Origin of the sequence: Streptomyces sp. NPDC001137 (assembly GCF_040298885.1) — a bacterium.
Classification (GTDB): domain Bacteria; phylum Actinomycetota; class Actinomycetes; order Streptomycetales; family Streptomycetaceae; genus Streptomyces.
On the sequence record NZ_JBEPBA010000013.1, the window covers coordinates 42,905 to 60,364 of the forward strand.

A 17,460-nucleotide genomic window follows, 5' to 3' on the forward strand; every position below is an offset into this window, starting at 1 on the left:
CATGCCCTTCCGTGAGATCAACTCCAAGATGGTCGAGGCGACGGTGCTGCCCGGCCAGCGGCTGTTCAGCCAGCGCGGCGCGATGCTCGCCTACAAGGGCGAGGTGTCCTTCACTCCCAACATCCAGGGCGGCCAGGGCGGGATCATGTCGATGATCGGGCGCCGGGTGGCCAACGAGGCGACGCCGCTGATGAGCGTCGAGGGCAACGGCACGGTGATGTTCGGGCACGGCGGTCACCACGTCCAGGTCATCAACCTCACCGGCGACACCCTCTACGTGGAGGCGGACCGGCTGCTCGCCTTCGAGGGCACGCTCCAGCAGGGCACGATGTTCATGGGCTCGCAGGGCGGCGTCATGGGCATGGTCCGCGGCCAGGTCACCGGCCAGGGGCTGTTCACGACCACCCTCAAGGGACACGGCTCGGTGGCCGTGATGGCGCACGGCGGCGTCTTCGAGATCCCGATCACCCCCCAGCGGCCCGTGCACGTCGACCCGCAGGCGTACGTCGCGCACCACGGCGACGTCCGCAACAAGCTGTCCACGGCGCTGGGCTGGCGCGACATGGTGGGACGCGGCTCCGGCGAGGCCTTCCAGCTGGAGCTCAGCGGCAACGGCGCGGTGTACGTCCAGGCCTCGGAGGAGAAGCTGTGAGCGCGTACGGGACTCCGGGCGGCCCGACGGTCTTCGACCCGATGACGCTGCCGGTCGACGACAACGTCAACAAGTACACCTTCTGCGTGGAGCTCAAGGGGAGCCAGTGGTTCCTGCAAAAGGGGAAGATGATCGCCTACTACGGCTCGATGGAGTTCAACGGCATCGGACACGGCCGGCTCGACCGACTTGTCCGTACGTCCTTTCATTCGCCACTGCACGCGAGCGACTGGGTCGTGGCGGAGGGCTCGGGCAAGATGCTCCTCGCCGACCGGGCCTTCGATGTGAACTCGTACGACCTCGAAGACGGCAATCTGACCATTCGCTCGGGCAATCTGCTCGCTTTTCAGCCAAGTCTCGCGCTCAAGCAATCGATTGTGCCGGGTTTTCTGACCCTGATCGGAACCGGAAAGTTCGTGGCCGCATCTAACGGTCCGGTGGTGTTCATGGAACCGCCGATCCGGGTGGACCCGCAGGCGCTCGTCGGCTGGGCCGACTGCCCGTCGCCGTGCCATCACTACGACCACGGCTACATGACGGGCCTGATGGGCGGTCTACGTGCGATGACAGGCCTCGGCGGGGCCTCCGGGGAGGAGCACCAGTTCGAGTTCGTAGGGGCCGGCACGGTCCTGCTCCAGTCCTCGGAAACCCTCATGGCCGAGCAGGCCACGGGGATGGTTCCGCCGGAGCCCGGCGTGCCCGGCGGCGGGCCACACACGGGCCCTTCACCGCAAGCCGGCGCACCGCGCCTTCCCGGACAGCTGGGAGACCTCCAGCGTCGCTTCGGGCTGTGAGCGGTAGTCTGCGGAGTGTGACGTCGAACGTGTGCGCGCCGACATCACACCACCCTCACTAGTTCGCCTTTCAACATTTTAGGTAGACTTCATTCATGGAGACCGAGACGGCCACCCGCTGGCTGACCGATGCGGAGCAGTGCGCCTGGCGCACCCACCTGGAGGTCAACAGGCTGTTGACGTACCAGCTCGAGAGGGACCTGCAGCCGTTCGGCCTGACAATGAACGACTACGAGATCCTGGTGAACCTCTCCGAGTCGGAGGACGTACGGATGCGGATGAGCGACCTCGCATCCGCCACCCTCCAGTCCAAGAGCCGCCTCTCCCACCAGATCACCCGGATGGAGAACGCGAACCTGGTCCGCCGTGAGAACTGCGAGTCCGACCGCCGCGGGCTCTACGCGGTCCTCACGGAGCACGGCATGGAGACGATGAAGAAGGTCGCCCCGCACCATGTGGCGTCCGTGCGCAGGCACTTCATCGATCTGCTGTCCCCCGAGGCCATGGCGGAACTCGACAAGGCCCTGAAGCCCATCGCGGAGCACCTGCGCGGGCAGCGGGGACGCCCCTAGCGCCCCTGGGTGCTTCGAGTGCACAAACTGCAGGCGGGACCCGAACCGGGCCCCGCCTGCCGTTGCACAACCCCCTCGAACCCCTCGACCCCCCGCTCACGCCCGCGGCCCGCGCATCGACGCAACAGCGCGGGCCGGGAGCCGGGCACGCGACAGCGCGCCTCAGCCCTGCGTCAGTCCCGCCACCAGTTCGTCCGCCGCGCGGTAGGGGTCCAGGTTCCCGGCCACGATCCGTTCCGCCAGGGCGCTCAGGCGGCGGTCGCCGTGCAGGTCGCCGATGCGTTCGCGCAGGGCCGTCACGGCGATGGTCTCGACCTCGCGGGAGGCGCGGGCCAGGCGGCGTTCCGCCAGGACGCCCCGCTCCTCCATCCAGGCGCGGTGCTTCTCCAGGGCCTCCACGACCTCGTCGACGCCCTCGGCGCGCGCGGCGACCGTCTTGACGATCGGCGGGCGCCAGTCGCCCGGGCCGCGGGACTCGCCCAGGCCCAGCATGTGGTTGAGCTCGCGGGCGGTGGCGTCGGCGCCGTCGCGGTCGGCCTTGTTGACGACGTAGACATCACCGATCTCGAGGATTCCGGCCTTGGCCGCCTGGATGCCGTCGCCCATGCCGGGGGCCAGCAGCACCACGGAGGTGTCCGCCTGGGAGGCGATCTCGACCTCCGACTGGCCGACGCCGACCGTCTCGACCAGGATCACGTCGCAGCCCGCCGCGTCCAGCACCCGGATCGCCTGCGGGGCGGCCCACGCGAGCCCGCCCAGGTGGCCACGGGTCGCCATCGAGCGGATGTACACGCCGGGGTCGGAGGCGTGCTCCGACATCCGCACCCGGTCGCCGAGCAGGGCGCCGCCGGAGAAGGGCGACGACGGGTCGACGGCCAGGACGCCGACCCGTCTGCCCTGCTTGCGGTACGCCGTCACCAGCGCCGAGGTCGAGGTGGACTTGCCGACACCCGGCGAACCGGTCAGACCGACCACATACGCATTGCCCGTCAGCGGAGCAAGCGCCTCCATGACCTCCCTGAGCTGCGGGGACGCCCCCTCCACCAGGGAGATCAGCCGGGCCACGGCCCGCGGCCGGCCTTCCCTCGCCTGGGCGACGAGTGTGGAGACGTCCTGCATCACAGCTCCGTTCAGAGATCGACGTACGAAGGAGAACTCAGGCCTTGGGTACCCGCACGATCAGTGCGTCACCCTGACCGCCGCCACCGCACAGCGCGGCCGCACCCACACCGCCGCCCCGGCGCTTGAGCTCCAGCGCCAGATGCAGGACGAGCCGGGCGCCGGACATGCCGATGGGGTGGCCCAGGGCAATCGCGCCGCCGTTGACATTCACCTTTTCCGTTGAAACTCCGAGGTCCTTCATTGACTGCACGGCCACGGCGGCGAAGGCCTCGTTGATCTCGATCAGATCCAGGTCCTCGACCTCCAGGCCCTCCTTCTTCAGGGCGTGCAGGATCGCGTTGGACGGCTGCGACTGGAGCGAGTTGTCCGGGCCCGCCACATTGCCGTGGGCGCCGATCTCGGCGATCCAGTCCAGGCCCAGCTCCTGCGCCTTGGCCTTGCTCATCACGACCACGGCCGCCGCACCGTCCGAGATCTGCGAGGAGGAACCGGCCGTGATCGTGCCGTCCCGGGTGAACGCCGGGCGCAGCTTGCCCAGGGACTCCGCCGTCGTGTCGCCGCGGATGCCCTCGTCCTTGCTGAAGAGGACCGGCTCGCCCTTGCGCTGCGGGATCTCCACCGGGGTGATCTCGGCCTCGAAGATGCCGTTCTTCTGAGCGGCCGCCGCCCGCTGGTGGGACAGGGCGGCGATCTCGTCCTGCTCGGGGCGCTGGATGCCCAGGCGCGTGTTGTGCTTCTCCGTCGACTCGCCCATGGCGATGTTCTCGAAGGCGTCGGTCAGGCCGTCGTACGCCATGGCGTCGAGCATCTCGATGGCGCCGTACTTGAAGCCCTCGCGGGACTTCGGCAGCAGGTGGGGCGCGTTGGTCATGGACTCCTGGCCGCCCGCGACGATCACGTCGAACTCGCCGGCGCGGATCAGCTGGTCGGCGAGCGCGATGGCGTCGAGGCCGGACAGACACACCTTGTTGACGGTCAGTGCCGGGACGTTCATCGGGATGCCTGCCTTGACGGCGGCCTGGCGTGCCGGGATCTGCCCCGCCCCGGCCTGCAGCACCTGACCCATGATCACGTACTGCACCTGGTCGCCGCCGATCCCCGCACGGTCGAGAGCGGCCTTGATCGCGAAGCCGCCGAGGTCGGCTCCGGAGAAGGACTTGAGGGAGCCCAGCAGCCGTCCCATGGGCGTACGCGCCCCCGCGACGATCACCGAGGTGGTGCTGTTCGATCCAGACATGAGCTGCGATCCCCTTCCGGCTGCACTGCCGAGGAGTGAACGAGGGTTTACTTCGAATGTACTGAGTGGCACTCCGTGCCGTCACCCGGCAGTCGGTGTGATCGCTGGCACGTTGCGTAACCATTCCAGGAGCGCTGCACTAACACCATGCTGACGCGAATCGACCACATCGGAATCGCCTGTTTCGATCTCGACAAGACCGTCGAGTTCTACCGGGCCACATACGGCTTCGAGGTGTTCCACTCCGAGGTCAACGAGGAGCAGGGCGTCCGCGAGGCCATGCTCAAGATCAACGATACCTCCGACGGCGGGGCCTCCTACCTGCAGCTTCTGGAGCCGACGCGCCCGGACTCGACCGTCGCGAAGTGGCTCGACAAGAACGGCGAGGGTGTCCACCACATCGCTTTCGGTACGGCGGATGTCGACGCCGACGCGGCCGACATCAAGGAAAAGGGCGTACGCGTTCTGTACGAAGAGCCCCGGCGCGGCTCCATGGGGTCACGAATCACGTTCCTGCACCCGAAGGACTGCCACGGTGTTCTGACAGAACTGGTCACTTCCGCGCCTGTTGAGTCACCTGAGCACTGACCCCCGTACATATGGGCCGGTAGGGTTGGGGGCGGTCGCCGCTTCTGTGGGGGGTGACCGCACGCCGGGGTCCGGGTTTCGAGGGGCGAGCGTCGGGGCAGCAGCCCATGCTCCGCCGTTGATCTGACACCATTCCCCGGGGGCCCCGTTCGGCGGATGGACGGAGCTCGTTTGGCCAGACTTGCGACCAGGGGACGGATGGGACCGCGCAGTGCGGGGCTACGAACGCCAGGAGCGAGAGCCGGCGGCTGACGTCGACCACCTCTCTCGGTTCGAGGCCGAGATGGAGCGGCTGAAGACCGAGCGGGAAAAGGCGATCCAGCACGCCGAGGACCTCGGCTACCAGGTCGAGGTGCTGCGCGCCAAGCTGCACGAGGCGCGCCGCACCATCATGTCCCGGCCCTCCTTCGACGGCGGTGACATCGGCTACCAGGCCGAGCAGCTGCTGCGGAACGCCCAGATCCAGGCCGACCAACTGCGTCTGGACGCCGAGCGCGAGCTCAGCCAGGCCCGCGCCCAGACCCAGCGGATCCTCCAGGAGCACGCGGAGCAGGCCGCCCGGCTGCAGGCCGAGCTGCACCAGGAGGCGGTCACCCGCCGCCAGCAGCTGGACCAGGAGCTGGCCGAGCGCCGACAGACCGTCGAGTCGCACGTCAACGAGAACGTGGCCTGGGCGGAGCAGCTGCGCGCCCGTACCGAGTCCCAGGCGCGCCGGCTGCTCGACGAGTCCCGTGCCGAGGCCGAGCAGGCCCTGGCCGCCGCCCGCGCGGAGGCCGAGCGGGTCGCCAGCGAGGCCAGGCAGCGGCTCCAGAGCGAGGCCGAGGAGGCCCGCGCGGAGGCGGACCAGCTGCTGCGCCGGGCGCGTGCGGACGCCGAGCGGCTGCTGAACGCCGCGTCCACGCAGGCCCAGGAGGCCACCGACCACGCCGAGCAGCTGCGCAGCTCCTCCGCCACCGAGTCGGACTCCGCCCGCCGCCAGGCGCAGGAGCTGAGCCGGGCCGCCGAGCAGCGCATGGCGGAGGCCGAGGAGGCGCTGCGCAAGGCGCAGGCCGAGGCCGACAAGCTGGTCACCGAGGCCACGGCGGCGGCCGAGAAGGCCCTCGCCAGCGCCGAGTCGACGAACGAGCAGCGCACGCGTACGGCGAAGGAGCAGGTCGCCCGGCTGGTCGAGGAGGCCACCAAGGAGGCCGAGGCCACCAGGTCGGACGCCGAGCAGGTCGTCGCGGACGCCCGTTCCGAGGCCGAGCGGATCGTCGCCGAGGCCTCCGAGAAGGCCCGCACGATCACGGCCGAGGAGAGCGCGACCCAGCTGTCCAAGGCGGCCAAGACGGCCGAGGACGTCCTCAACCGGGCGCAGGAGGACGCGAAGAACACCACCAAGGCCGCCGCCGAGGAGGCCGAGCGGATCCGCTCCGAGGCCGAGGCGGAGGCGGACCGGCTGCGCGCCGAGGCGCACGACCTGGCCGAGCAGCTCAAGGGCGCCGCCAAGGACGACACCAAGGAGTACCGCGCCAAGACGGTCGAGCTCCAGGAGGAGGCGCGCCGGCTGCGCGGCGAGGCCGAGCAGCTGCGTGCCGAGGCGGTCGCCGAGGGCGAGAAGATCCGCGCGGAGGCCCGCAAGGAGGCCGTCCAGCAGATCGAGGAGGCGGCCAAGACCGCCGAGGAACTGCTCGCGAAGTCCCGCCAGGACGCCGACGAGCTGCGCCAGAAGGCCACCACGGACAGCGAGAAGGTCCGTACGGAGGCCATCGAGCGCGCCACCACGCTGCGCCGGCAGGCCGAGGAGACCCTCCAGCGCACCCGTCAGGAGGCCCAGCGGCACCGCGAGGAGGTCGTCGAGCAGTCCGAGGGCATCAAGGCGGAGGCCGAGCGGGCCGCCCGGGAGCTGCGGGAGGAGACCGAGCGGGCCATGGAGGCCCGCCGCGCGGAGGCCGCCGAGGAGCTGACGCGGCTGCACACGGAGGCCGAGGAGCGCCTCGCCGCCGCGGAGCAGGCACTGACGGAGGCCCGCGAGGAGGCGTCGCGGATCCGCCGCGAGGCCGCCGAGGAGAGCGAGCGGCTGCGCGCCGAGGCCGCCGAGCGGATCCGCACGCTGCAGGCGCAGGCCGAGGCGGAGGCCGACCGGCTGCGCAACGAGGCCGCGTCGGACGCGTCCGCCTCCCGGGCCGAGGGCGAGGCCATCGCCGTACGCCTGCGGTCCGAGGCGGCCGCGGAGGCCGAGCGGCTGAAGTCGGAGGCGCAGGAGAGCGCCGACCGGATGCGGGCGGAGGCGCTGGCCGCCGCCGAGCGGCTCGGCACCGAGGCGTCCGAGACGCTGGCCGCCGCGCAGGAGGAGGCCAACCGGCGCCGCCGCGAGGCCGAGGAGACCCTCGGCGCCGCGCGCACCGAGGCCGACCAGGAGCGCGAGCGGGCGCGCGAGCAGAGCGAGGAGCTGCTGGCCTCGGCGCGCAAGCGCGTGGAGGAGGCGCAGACCGAGGCCGTACGGCTGGTCGAGGAGGCCGACCGGCGCGCGACCGAGATGGTGTCGGGCGCCGAGCAACACGCCCAGCAGGTACGGGACTCGGTGGCCGGGCTGCACGAGCAGGCCCAGGAGGAGATCACCGGGCTGCGCAGCGCCGCCGAGCACGCGGCGGACCGTACCCGGCGCGAGGCGCAGGAGGAGGCGGACCGGGTCCGCGCCGACGCCTATGCCGAGCGGGAGCGGGCGAGCGAGGACGCGGCCCGCATCCGGCGCGAGGCGAACGAGGAGACCGACGCCGCCAAGTCGCTTGCCGAGCGCACGGTCGCGGAGGCGATCGCGGAGTCGGAGCGGCTGCGTTCGGACGCGGCCGAGTACGCGCAGCGGGTGCGTACGGAGGCCTCGGACGCGATCGCCGAGGCCGACCAGGCGGCGGCGCGCACCCGGGCGGACGCCCGCGAGGACGCCAACCGCATCCGTTCGGACGCGGCGGCGCAGGCGGACGCCCTCATCACCGAGGCGCGCACGGAGGCCGAGCGGCTCACCACCGAGACGGTCCGGGACACCGACCAACTGCGCACCGAGACGGTCACGGAGGCCGAGCGGGTGCGGCTCGAGGCGGTCGCCAAGGCCGAGAAGCTCATCTCGGACGCCACCGGGGACGCGGAGCGGCTGCGCGCCGAGGCCGCCGACACGGTCGGGGCGGCGCAGCAGCACGCCGAGCGGATCCGCAGCGAGTCGGAGCGGGTCAAGGCGGAGGCCGCGGCGGAGGCCGAGCGGCTGGTCAACGCCGCGCGCGAGGAGGCCGAGCGGACCCTCGACGAGGCCCGCAAGGACGCCAACAAGCGGCGCCAGGACGTGGCCGAGCAGGTCGACACCCTCATCACGGAGACCACGGCCGAGGCCGACAAGCTGCTCTCCGAGGCGCAGCAGCAGGCCCACAAGACCACCGCCGACGCCGAGGCGCAGGCCGACACCATGGTGGGCGCGGCCCGCAAGGAGGCCGAGCGGCTGGTCTCGGAGGCGACGGTCGAGGGGAACGCACGGGTGGAGAAGGCCCGTACGGACGCGGACGAACTGCTCGTCGGCGCCCGCCGGGACGCCACCCAGATCCGGGAGCGCGCCGAGGAGCTGCGCGACCGCATCACCGGTGAGATCGAGGCGCTGCACGAGCGGGCCCGCCGCGAGGCCGCCGAGACGATGAAGTCCACCGGCGACCGCTGCGACGCGCTCATCAAGGCCGCCGAGGAGCAGCTGGCCAAGGCGCAGGCGAAGGCCAAGGAGCTGGTCTCGGAGGCGAACTCCGAGGCGGGCAAAGTCCGTATCGCCGCCGTGAAGAAGGCCGAGGGCCTGCTGAAGGAGGCCGAGCAGAAGAAGTCGGCGCTCGTCAGGGAGGCCGAGGAGCTCAAGGCCGAGGCGATCCGCGAGGCCAAGCGCACGGTCGAGGAGGGCAAGCGCGAGCTGGAGATCCTGGTGCGCCGGCGCGAGGACATCAACGCCGAGATCTCCCGTGTCCAGGACGTCCTGGAGGCGTTGGAGTCTTTCGAGGCTCCGGGCGCGGGCAAGGACGGTGGCGTCAAGGCGGGCGCCACGGTCGGCGCCCCCCGTTCGGGTAAGCCGTCGGACAGCTGATCGACAGGGTCAAATGCTGCGCCATCTGGGGCCTTTGACCAAATTTTTGGCAAGTGGTCCGAGGGTTAGCCACCCAAAAGGGGTCTCATTCTCCAGATCAAACACGTATCCGCTCGATGACACACCGCTTCGGCCCCTAGGATTCCCCCTATCACCTCACCGGTCTCATTTGACAGGAACCCCATGAGCGACACTTCCCCCTACGGCTTCGAGCTTGTGCGGCGTGGGTACGACCGCGCTCAGGTGGACGAACGAATCTCCAAGCTCGTCTCCGACCGTGACAGCGCTCTCGCCCGCATCACCGCTCTGGAAAAGCGCATCGAGGAGCTCCACCTCGAGACGCAGAACGCCCAGGCCCAGGTAACCGACGCGGAGCCGTCGTACGCCGGTCTCGGCGCGCGTGTCGAGAAGATCCTCCGCCTCGCCGAGGAAGAGGCCAAGGATCTGCGCGAGGAGGCCCGTCGCGCGGCCGAGCAGCACCGCGAGCTGGCGGAGTCGGCGGCCCAGCAGGTCCGCAACGACGCAGAATCGTTCGCTGCGGAACGCAAGGCCAAGGCCGAGGACGAGGGCGTCCGGATCGTCGAGAAGGCCAAGAGTGACGCCTCGCAGCTGCGTTCCGAGGCGCAGAAGGACGCGCAGTCGAAGCGCGAGGAGGCCGACGCCCTCTTCGAGGAGACCCGCGCCAAGGCCGCACAGGCCGCCGCCGACTTCGAGACGAACCTCGCCAAGCGCCGCGAGCAGTCGGAGCGTGACCTGGCGTCCCGTCAGGCCAAGGCCGAGAAGCGCCTCGCGGAGATCGAGCACCGCGCGGAGCAGCTCCGCCTGGAGGCCGAGAAGCTGCGCACCGACGCCGAGCGCCGCGCCCGCCAGACGGTGGAGACGGCCCAGCGCCAGGCCGAGGACATCGTGGCCGACGCGAACGCCAAGGCCGACCGGATCCGTTCGGAATCCGAGCGCGAGCTGGCCGCCCTCACCAACCGCCGCGACAGCATCAACGCCCAGCTGACGAACGTCCGCGAGATGCTCGCGACGCTCACGGGCGCCGCGGTGGCCGCCGCCGGTTCGCCGGCCGAGGACGAGCCGATCTCCCGTGGGGTTCCGGCGCAGCAGACCCGGTAACACCGCCTGACGGCAGCCAAAGGCCCGCACCATCTCCCCCGAGGGTGCGGGCCTTTGGCGTGTTTCCAGCAGGTGCGGCACGAGAGCGTGGTCGACGCGGGGCTGCTGCTCGTGCCCCAGGCGCCCTGCCGGCACGGGGAGACGAGCCCCGAGCCCGCTCGAGTGGCAGCCCCCGAACCCGGGTCTTAGCGTGACTTCATGATCGAACTCGAGGGCCTGACCAAGCGCTACGGCGAGAAACTGGCGGTCAACAACCTCACCTTCACCGTCAGACCCGGCATGGTGACCGGGTTCCTCGGGCCGAACGGGGCCGGCAAGTCGACGACCATGCGGATGATGCTGGGGCTCGACCGGCCCACCGCGGGGGGCGTCCGGATCGACGGCAGGCACTACGACCGCCTCAAGGACCCGCTGAGGTACATCGGCGCCCTGCTGGACGCCAAGGCCGTGCACGGCGGCCGCAGCGCCTTCAACCATCTGCTGTGTCTCGCGCAGAGCAACGGCATCCCGAGACGGCGGGTGGCCGAGGTCCTCGACACGGTGGGCCTCGCGGCGGTCGCCGGGAAGAAGGCCAAGGGGTTCTCGCTGGGCATGGGGCAGCGGCTCGGGATCGCTGGTGCGCTGCTCGGCGACCCACAAATCCTGATGTTCGACGAGCCGGTCAACGGCCTCGACCCCGAGGGCATCCACTGGATCCGCAATCTGATGAAGTCCCTGGCCGCCCAGGGGCGCACGGTCTTCGTCTCGTCCCATCTGATGAGCGAGATGGCGCTGACCGCCGACCATCTCGTGGTCATCGGACAGGGGCGGCTGCTCGCCGACACCTCCATGGCCGACTTCATCGAGCGGAACTCCCGCTCGTACATCCGGATCCGCTCCCCGCAGCGTGAACGGCTGCTCGACGTGCTGCACGAGGAGGGCGTCACCGTCATCGAGTCCGGCAGCGGGGCGCTGGAGGTGGACGGCGGCAAGGCCGAGCAGATCGGCGAGCTGGCCGCGCAGCACCAGATCGTGCTGCACGAGCTGAGCCCGCAGCAGGCCTCCCTGGAGGAGGCGTTCATGCAGCTGACCGCAGGGGCGGTGGAGTACCACGCGCACGCCGGCACACCCCTGGAGAGGCGCTTCGAGACGCCCCCCGAGGCGTACCCGCAGCGGCAGCACTGGGGCGAGGACTGGAACAGGAGATGAGCATGGCGGCGATGCAGGTCGTACGGTCCGAGTGGACCAAGATCCGGTCCGTGGCATCCACGGTGTGGACGCTCTCCCTCGCCGTGGTCGTCACCATCGCCCTCGGCATGCTGATCTCGGCGCTGTCCGGCCGCCAGTTCGACAGGATGAGCCGGCAGGACCGGCTGACCTTCGACCCGACCTTCATCAGTTTCGCGGGCATGAGCCTCGGTCAGCTGGCGATGATCGTGTTCGGGGTGCTCGTCGTCTCGAACGAGTACAGCACCGGCATGATCCGCACCTCGCTGGCCGCCGTACCGCAGCGTGGCACCTTCCTGTTCAGCAAGATCGCCGTGGCGACCGGTCTCGCGCTCCTCGTCGCCATGGCGACCAGCCTCGTCGCCTTCTTCCTCGGACAGGCGATGCTCGGCGCGCACCGCGCCTCGATCGGCGACCCGCACGTGCTGCGCGCCGTGATCGGGGGCGGCATCTACATGACCCTCATCGCGGTGTTCTCGATGGGCGTCGCCACGATGCTCCGTTCGCCGATGCTGTCGCTGGGCATCCTGATGCCGTTCTTCTTCCTGATCTCCAACATCCTGGGCAATGTCGACGCGACGAAGAAGATCGGCCGGTTCCTGCCGGACCAGGCCGGCAGCAAGATCATGCAGGTGGTCCCGCGGATCGGCGAGGACACCCCGTACGGGCCCTGGGGCGGTCTCGGGATCATGGTGCTGTGGGTGGTCGCGGCCCTCGCGGGCGGCTATGTGCTGCTGAAGAAGCGGGACGCGTAGCGCTCTGTCCGCACATGGCTCCCCGCCGGGAAGCGGAGTCGCATTGCTTTGCTTTCGCTTGAGCGGAACCGTCAGCTCCTCGATATCCTCCTAACCCTTACGGGGGCGTGTGCCCCGCTGTCCTGAACCTTTCGATGGGTGCGGAGCATGATCGAGGCTGTAGGCCTGACCAAGCGCTACGGCGACAAGACCGCCGTGTACAACCTTTCCTTCCAGGTGCGGCCGGGTGCCGTCACCGGCTTCCTGGGCCCGAACGGCTCCGGCAAGTCGACGACGATGCGCATGATCCTCGGCCTGGACAACCCCACCGCGGGGCAGGTGACGATCGGCGGCTACCCGTACCCGAAGCTGCCCAACGCCCCCCGCCAGGTGGGCGCCCTGCTCGACGCCAAGGCCGTGCACGGCGGCCGCTCGGCCCGCAGCCATCTGCTGTGCCTGGCCCAGCTGTCCGGCATCCCGGCCCGCCGGGTCGACGAGGTGCTGGGCGTGGTCGGCCTCCAGGAGGTGGCCAGGAAGCGTTCCAAGGGCTTCTCCCTCGGCATGGGACAGCGGCTCGGCATCGCCGCCGCACTGCTCGGCGACCCCCAGGTGCTGCTGTTCGACGAGCCGGTCAACGGCCTCGACCCCGAGGGCATCCTCTGGGTGCGCAACCTCATGAAGGCGCTCGCCGCGGAGGGACGCACGGTCTTCGTCTCCTCCCATCTGATGAGCGAGATGGCGCTGACCGCCGACCACCTCATCGTGATCGGACGCGGACAGCTGCTGGCCGACATGAGTGTCAAGGACTTCATCTCGGCGAACTCGGCCGACTTCGCGCGCGTGCGTACGCCGGACACCGAGCCGCAGCTGCGCGAGAAGCTGACCGCCGCGCTCACCGAGGCGGGCGGGCATGTGCTGCCCGAGCAGGACGGCGCCCTCAGGATCACGGGACTGGCGCTCCCCCGCATCAGTGACATCGCGCACGACGCCGACGTACGCCTGTGGGAGCTGTCGCCGCACCAGGCCTCCCTGGAGGAGGCGTACATGCGGATGACGCAGGGGGCCGTCGACTACCGCTCGACCATCGACCAGAAGGCGGGGCTGCAGCAGCCGCTGCCGCCCGGGGTGCAGCCGCCGATGCCGGTGCCCGGGCAGGGCCAGCCCGACTGGTACGCCCCGCCGTCGCCCCAGGAGGGCGGGCAGCCCTTCGCCATGCCGCAGGCAGGGCCGGGCCCGTACGGCGCCGGGCAGCCCCCGGCGGGCCCGTACGGCGCTCCGGGCGCCCCGGGCGCGGGCCTGCCCAACCCGTACGCCCAGCCGGCGCCCGCGGCGCCCCAGGCGCCGGCCGCGCCGCCCCAGCCCCCCGCCTCCGCCGCACCCGCCGACCTGACCAAGCCCGAGGACGCCCGATGAGCACCCCGCAGCCCCCGATGCCGCAGGCCGCCGCACCCGACTGGCAGGCGGCGGCGCCCGGTTCGCCGTACCCGACCTACACCTCGCCGATCCCCGTCGTGCGCACCCACCTGGGGCACGCGATCTCCTCGGAGTGGACGAAGATCAGATCGGTGCGCTCCACGATGTGGACGCTCGGGGTGTTCCTGCTGCTCGTCGTCGGCATCGGGCTGCTGGTCGCCGTGCTGGTCGCCGCCAATCAGGGCGAGGAGAGCCTCAAGGGCCAGAACCCGTTGTCCTTCGGCGTGTTCGGGCTGCTCCTCGGCAGCATGTGCATCATCACGCTCGGCGTGCTGACCACCGCTTCGGAGTACGGCACCGGCATGATCCGCACCACGATGACCGCGTGCCCGTCACGCGCGCGCGTGCTGGCGGCGAAGGCCATCGTGTTCTTCGCGGTGGCGTTCACCGTCACGTTCGCCTCGGTGCTCCTCGTCGCCGTCGTGGACGTCGCCATGCTGAAGGGCGCCAAGGACCCGTCCGGCGGCGAGTGGCTGAAGGGCACCTTCGGCATCTCGCTCTACATAGCGCTGCTCGGACTGCTCTCGCTCCTCGTCGGCTCGATCATCCGGCACTCGGCGGGCGCCATCACCATCATGATCGCCCTGGTGCTGGCACCGCTGGTGATCGCGCTGTTCATGTTCTCGTCGGCCCTGGAGAAGGTGCGCCAGGCCCTGTTCGACTACTCGATCCCGAACCAGCTCAGCGCCTTCTACACCAACACCCTGAGCGACACCGGCCCGACCGGCTGGGACCCGGTGTGGATCGCCCTCGGCGTGACGGCCGCCGCGTTCGCCGGCGCGGTCGCGCTGCTGCAGAAGCGCGACGTGTAAGCAGGCCTCAGAACTTCGGCGCGTTACGGGACCGCTGCACCCGCGTGGTGCGGCGGTCCTTCGCGTTCCAGCACGCCTTGTGCCAGTGGCGGCGCTCGTCGACACCCGAGTGCTCGGGCCAGGCCACCACGTGCGGGACACCGGAGGGGATCATCTGGTCGCAGCCGGGGCAGCGGTACGTCTTGCCCTGCGCGCTCGCACCCGCCACGTGCCGCACGCTCCACTCCTCCCCCTGCCAGCTCTCGGTGGACTGCCAGCCGCCGTACCGGCCGGGCCGGTCGTCCTCGCCGCTCCGGCCGGACGTGCCCGACGGATCGGCACCCTTGGGTCGGTTGCGACGCGGAGACACGGGACACCTCACGGGGCTATACAGGAAGCACGGGCCGTGTCCAGCCTACGGGGCGCGGACCGGGGTACGCGTAGACCACCGGCCGGCCCCGTCCCCGCCGCGACCCCCCATTCTCCAGACAATCCGCAAATCTCTTCGCCAGGCCGTGTCCTCGGCACGTGTCAGGCGGTTATGCGGGTGGGGGAGCTCCGCGTCGGAGCCAAGGAAGCAGGAAAAGCAATGCGCGTTGGAAGTTTCGTATTGGCGGCCCAGTTCCCGGGGCAGGGCCAGGGGGAGGCGCTGCACCGCGCGGTCCGCTCGGCCGAGGTCGCCGAGGAAGCGGGCCTCGACTCGGTCTGGCTGGCCGAGCACCACTTCGTGCCGTACGGCACCTGCCCGTCGGCGATCACCCTGGCGGCGTTACTCCTCGGCCGGACCCGCAGGCTCCGGGTCGGTACGGCGGTCACCGTACTGCCCACCGCCCACCCCGTGGCGGTCGGCGAGCAGGCCGCGCTGCTGCACCTCACCTCCGGCGGGCGTTTCTCGCTGGGCGTCGGGCGCGGCGGACCGTGGGTCGACCTGGAGGTCTTCGGCTCCGGCATCAAGGCGTACGAGGAGGGCTTCCCCGAATCACTCGATCTGCTGCTGCGCTGGCTGCGCGAGCCGTCGGTCGGGGCCGAGGGCGAGCGCTTCGCCTTCCGTGAAGTGCCCGTCGTACCAAGGCCGTCGGAGTCCCTGGCGGAGGTGGCGGGTCCGGAGGTCGTCCTCGCGTGCACCTCGCCGTCGAGTGTGCGGCAGGCCGCCGAGCGCGGACTGCCGATGCTGCTGGGCATGCATGTGGGTGACGAGGAGAAGGCCGAGATGGTCGCCCTGTGGCGGCAGCTCGCGCGCGCCTCCGGACACTCCGCGGAGGCGGTCCTGGGCGCGGCCCATGTCTCGGCCGGCGTCTGCCAGATCGCGGACCGGCGCACGGACGCCGTGGAGGCGCTGACGAAGGCGATGCCGGGCTGGCTGAAGCAGGGGCTGGAGGCACATGTCACGGTGGACGGCCGCACCCGGCGGATGCGCGACCCGCTGGCGTACACCGAACTGCTCTGCGGACTGCACCCGGTGGGCACCCCGCGCCTGTGCGCCGACCGGCTCGCGGCGACCAGCGAGCGGACCGGCATCTCCCGCTTCGCCCTGCTCGTGGAGGGCTCGGGAGACCTGGCGGCCACCGAGGAGAACGTACGGCGGCTGGGCGCCGAGGTGCTCCCGCACCTCGGTTGAACGGGCCTGCCCGGCTGCGAAACGTGCCGCTCCGGCTGCGGAGCTTGCCGCCCCAGTACTGAATGCACCTCCCGCGTACGGAGCGGCAAGCAAGCGGCATGCTCCTCAGCAGTCCCGGAACTCCGGGGACTGGTTGAGTACCTGACTGCGGACCGAGGTGAAGCGGGCCAGCGTCTCGTCGACCGAGGCGTCCAATGGGAACACCGCCACCCGGTGGCAGTTCTGGAAGGCCAGCCGGACACCGAAATGCCTCTGCAGCGCGCCGCGTATCGCGTCACTCGCGAGCGCACGCAGCAGCTGTCCGCGTGCCTGCTCGTCCGGCGGGGGCGTCTGGTTGTCGGCGAAATTGCCGCCGTCGACCTTCAGCTGGGCCACCAGGGAGCTGATCATCTCCCATGCGTAAGGCAGGGAGGTCCGGACGCAGTCGACGAATTCTGCTTCGTCGACCTCGCCTCGCTCGGCCTTCTCGAGTAGGGCCGGTGAGACGTCGAGCGACATGGGTTCTCCTCTCGCACCCCCGTGGTCGACAGGGGTTGCCGGACAGATAAGGGAGTTCGCGATACCGAACACGCTGAGTACTCGTCTCGCGACCTCCCGTTTCTACGGTAAGCAACGGACGGTGACGGCACCAGGAAAATGCGTACATGGAGAGCCCTCATTAGGCACACAATCAGCCACTAACGAACATGGGTTGTCTCGGGTCTTCCGGGGCGAATCGCGTGGACCCACACCCGTCGAGTAGCGTTGCCGACCATGCGTCTCGTCATTGCCCGATGCTCCGTGGACTACGCGGGCCGGCTCACCGCCCATCTCCCCTCGGCACCCCGTCTTATCCTGGTGAAGGCCGACGGCAGCGTCTCCATCCACGCGGACGACCGCGCCTACAAGCCCCTGAACTGGATGTCCCCGCCCTGCACTCTGAAGGAGGGCGCGGGCGACGACGAGGGCGTCTGGACCGTGATCAACAAGGCGGGCGAGAAGCTCATCATCACGATGGAGGAGATCCTCCACGACTCCTCGCACGAACTGGGCGTGGATCCGGGCCTGATCAAGGACGGCGTGGAAGCACACCTTCAGGAGCTCCTCGCGGACCGCATCGAGACGCTCGGCGACGGCTACACGCTCATCCGCCGCGAGTACATGACGGCCATCGGCCCGGTCGACATCCTGTGCCGGGACGCCGAGGGGCAGACCGTCGCGGTCGAGATCAAGCGGCGCGGCGAGATCGACGGCGTCGAGCAGCTCACCCGCTATCTCGAGCTGCTGAACCGCGACCCCCATCTCGCCCCGGTCCGCGGCATCTTCGCGGCCCAGGAGATCAAGCCGCAGGCCCGTGTCCTCGCCACGGACCGCGGAATCGGCTGCGCGGTGCTGGACTACGACGCCCTCAGGGGCATCGAGGACGACAAGCTGCGGTTGTTCTAGCCTTCGGCTCGATTGCCACGACGAAGACGGCCGGGTCCG

The 17,460-nt window shown here is 70.4% G+C and carries 16 protein-coding genes; 12 read left to right on the plus strand and 4 right to left on the minus strand.

Annotated elements, in window-relative coordinates; translation table 11 throughout:
• The first annotated feature begins 1 nt into the window (after position 1).
• The 3 genes from ABT254_RS25225 to ABT254_RS25235 all read left to right on the plus strand — a co-directional run bounded on the left by ABT254_RS25225 (position 2) and on the right by ABT254_RS25235 (position 2,018).
• On the plus strand, positions 2-652 hold the full coding sequence (locus tag ABT254_RS25225; protein WP_351474226.1) for an AIM24 family protein: 651 nt from the start codon (positions 2-4) through the stop codon (positions 650-652).
• The gene (locus tag ABT254_RS25230; RefSeq protein WP_351474229.1) at positions 649-1,446 is read left to right on the plus strand and encodes an AIM24 family protein; all 798 of its coding nucleotides are present in this window, start codon (positions 649-651) and stop codon (positions 1,444-1,446) included. The genes ABT254_RS25225 and ABT254_RS25230 overlap by 4 nt, the downstream gene beginning before the upstream one ends.
• A gap of 95 nt (positions 1,447-1,541) precedes the next feature.
• Positions 1,542-2,018, plus strand: a complete 477-nt coding sequence (locus ABT254_RS25235) for a MarR family winged helix-turn-helix transcriptional regulator (RefSeq protein WP_123967520.1) — start codon at positions 1,542-1,544, stop codon at positions 2,016-2,018.
• 162 nt (positions 2,019-2,180) lie between these two features.
• Here ABT254_RS25235 and meaB read toward each other — a convergent pair whose 3' ends face one another.
• Positions 2,181-3,137 carry a methylmalonyl Co-A mutase-associated GTPase MeaB gene (gene meaB / locus ABT254_RS25240; RefSeq protein WP_351474232.1) on the minus strand — a complete coding sequence of 319 codons (957 nt, stop codon included), beginning with the start codon at positions 3,135-3,137 and terminating at the stop codon, positions 2,181-2,183.
• A gap of 37 nt (positions 3,138-3,174) precedes the next feature.
• Positions 3,175-4,377, minus strand: a complete 1,203-nt coding sequence (locus tag ABT254_RS25245; RefSeq protein WP_351474235.1) for an acetyl-CoA C-acetyltransferase — start codon at positions 4,375-4,377, stop codon at positions 3,175-3,177.
• Positions 4,378-4,524: 147 nt separating this feature from the next.
• Between ABT254_RS25245 and mce the strand changes: the two genes are divergently transcribed.
• The 7 genes from mce (at position 4,525) to ABT254_RS25280 (ending at position 14,399) form a co-directional block, all read left to right on the plus strand.
• Positions 4,525-4,965, plus strand: a complete 441-nt coding sequence (gene mce, locus ABT254_RS25250) for a methylmalonyl-CoA epimerase (RefSeq protein WP_099931336.1) — start codon at positions 4,525-4,527, stop codon at positions 4,963-4,965.
• Positions 4,966-5,176: 211 nt separating this feature from the next.
• A complete protein-coding gene (gene scy, locus ABT254_RS25255) occupies positions 5,177-9,055 on the plus strand; it encodes a polarized growth protein Scy (RefSeq protein ID WP_351474238.1) in 3,879 nt (1,292 codons plus the stop codon).
• Positions 9,056-9,238: 183 nt separating this feature from the next.
• Positions 9,239-10,174 carry a coiled-coil domain-containing protein gene (locus ABT254_RS25260; protein WP_030950047.1) on the plus strand — a complete coding sequence of 312 codons (936 nt, stop codon included), beginning with the start codon at positions 9,239-9,241 and terminating at the stop codon, positions 10,172-10,174.
• Between the two features lie 198 nt (positions 10,175-10,372).
• Positions 10,373-11,362 carry an ABC transporter ATP-binding protein gene (locus ABT254_RS25265; protein ID WP_351474241.1) on the plus strand — a complete coding sequence of 330 codons (990 nt, stop codon included), beginning with the start codon at positions 10,373-10,375 and terminating at the stop codon, positions 11,360-11,362.
• Complete coding sequence (locus ABT254_RS25270; RefSeq protein ID WP_351474244.1) at positions 11,359-12,135, plus strand: ABC transporter permease; 777 nt, start codon at positions 11,359-11,361, stop codon at positions 12,133-12,135. The genes ABT254_RS25265 and ABT254_RS25270 overlap by 4 nt, the downstream gene beginning before the upstream one ends.
• Before the next feature lie 147 nt (positions 12,136-12,282).
• Positions 12,283-13,527: an ABC transporter ATP-binding protein gene (locus tag ABT254_RS25275; protein WP_351474246.1), complete on the plus strand. Its 1,245-nt coding sequence runs from the start codon at positions 12,283-12,285 to the stop codon at positions 13,525-13,527.
• Complete coding sequence (locus ABT254_RS25280) at positions 13,524-14,399, plus strand: ABC transporter permease (protein ID WP_351474249.1); 876 nt, start codon at positions 13,524-13,526, stop codon at positions 14,397-14,399. The genes ABT254_RS25275 and ABT254_RS25280 overlap by 4 nt, the downstream gene beginning before the upstream one ends.
• 7 nt (positions 14,400-14,406) lie before the next feature.
• On the opposite strand, the gene ABT254_RS25285 is transcribed toward ABT254_RS25280, so the two are convergent.
• The gene (locus tag ABT254_RS25285; protein WP_351474251.1) at positions 14,407-14,748 is read right to left on the minus strand and encodes an Rv1322 family protein; all 342 of its coding nucleotides are present in this window, start codon (positions 14,746-14,748) and stop codon (positions 14,407-14,409) included.
• A gap of 219 nt (positions 14,749-14,967) precedes the next feature.
• Here ABT254_RS25285 and ABT254_RS25290 point away from each other — a divergent pair, with 219 nt between their 5' ends.
• Positions 14,968-15,996, plus strand: a complete 1,029-nt coding sequence (locus ABT254_RS25290) for an LLM class flavin-dependent oxidoreductase (RefSeq protein WP_351474252.1) — start codon at positions 14,968-14,970, stop codon at positions 15,994-15,996.
• 105 nt (positions 15,997-16,101) lie between these two features.
• Here ABT254_RS25290 and ABT254_RS25295 read toward each other — a convergent pair whose 3' ends face one another.
• On the minus strand, positions 16,102-16,494 hold the full coding sequence (locus tag ABT254_RS25295; RefSeq protein WP_030928593.1) for an SCO5389 family protein: 393 nt from the start codon (positions 16,492-16,494) through the stop codon (positions 16,102-16,104).
• 255 nt (positions 16,495-16,749) lie between these two features.
• On the opposite strand from ABT254_RS25295, the gene nucS reads away from it, so the two are divergent.
• Positions 16,750-17,421 (plus strand): endonuclease NucS, encoded by a 672-nt coding sequence (gene nucS / locus ABT254_RS25300; RefSeq protein WP_099931327.1) that lies wholly within the window; start codon positions 16,750-16,752, stop codon positions 17,419-17,421.
• Positions 17,422-17,460: the final 39 nt, after the last annotated feature.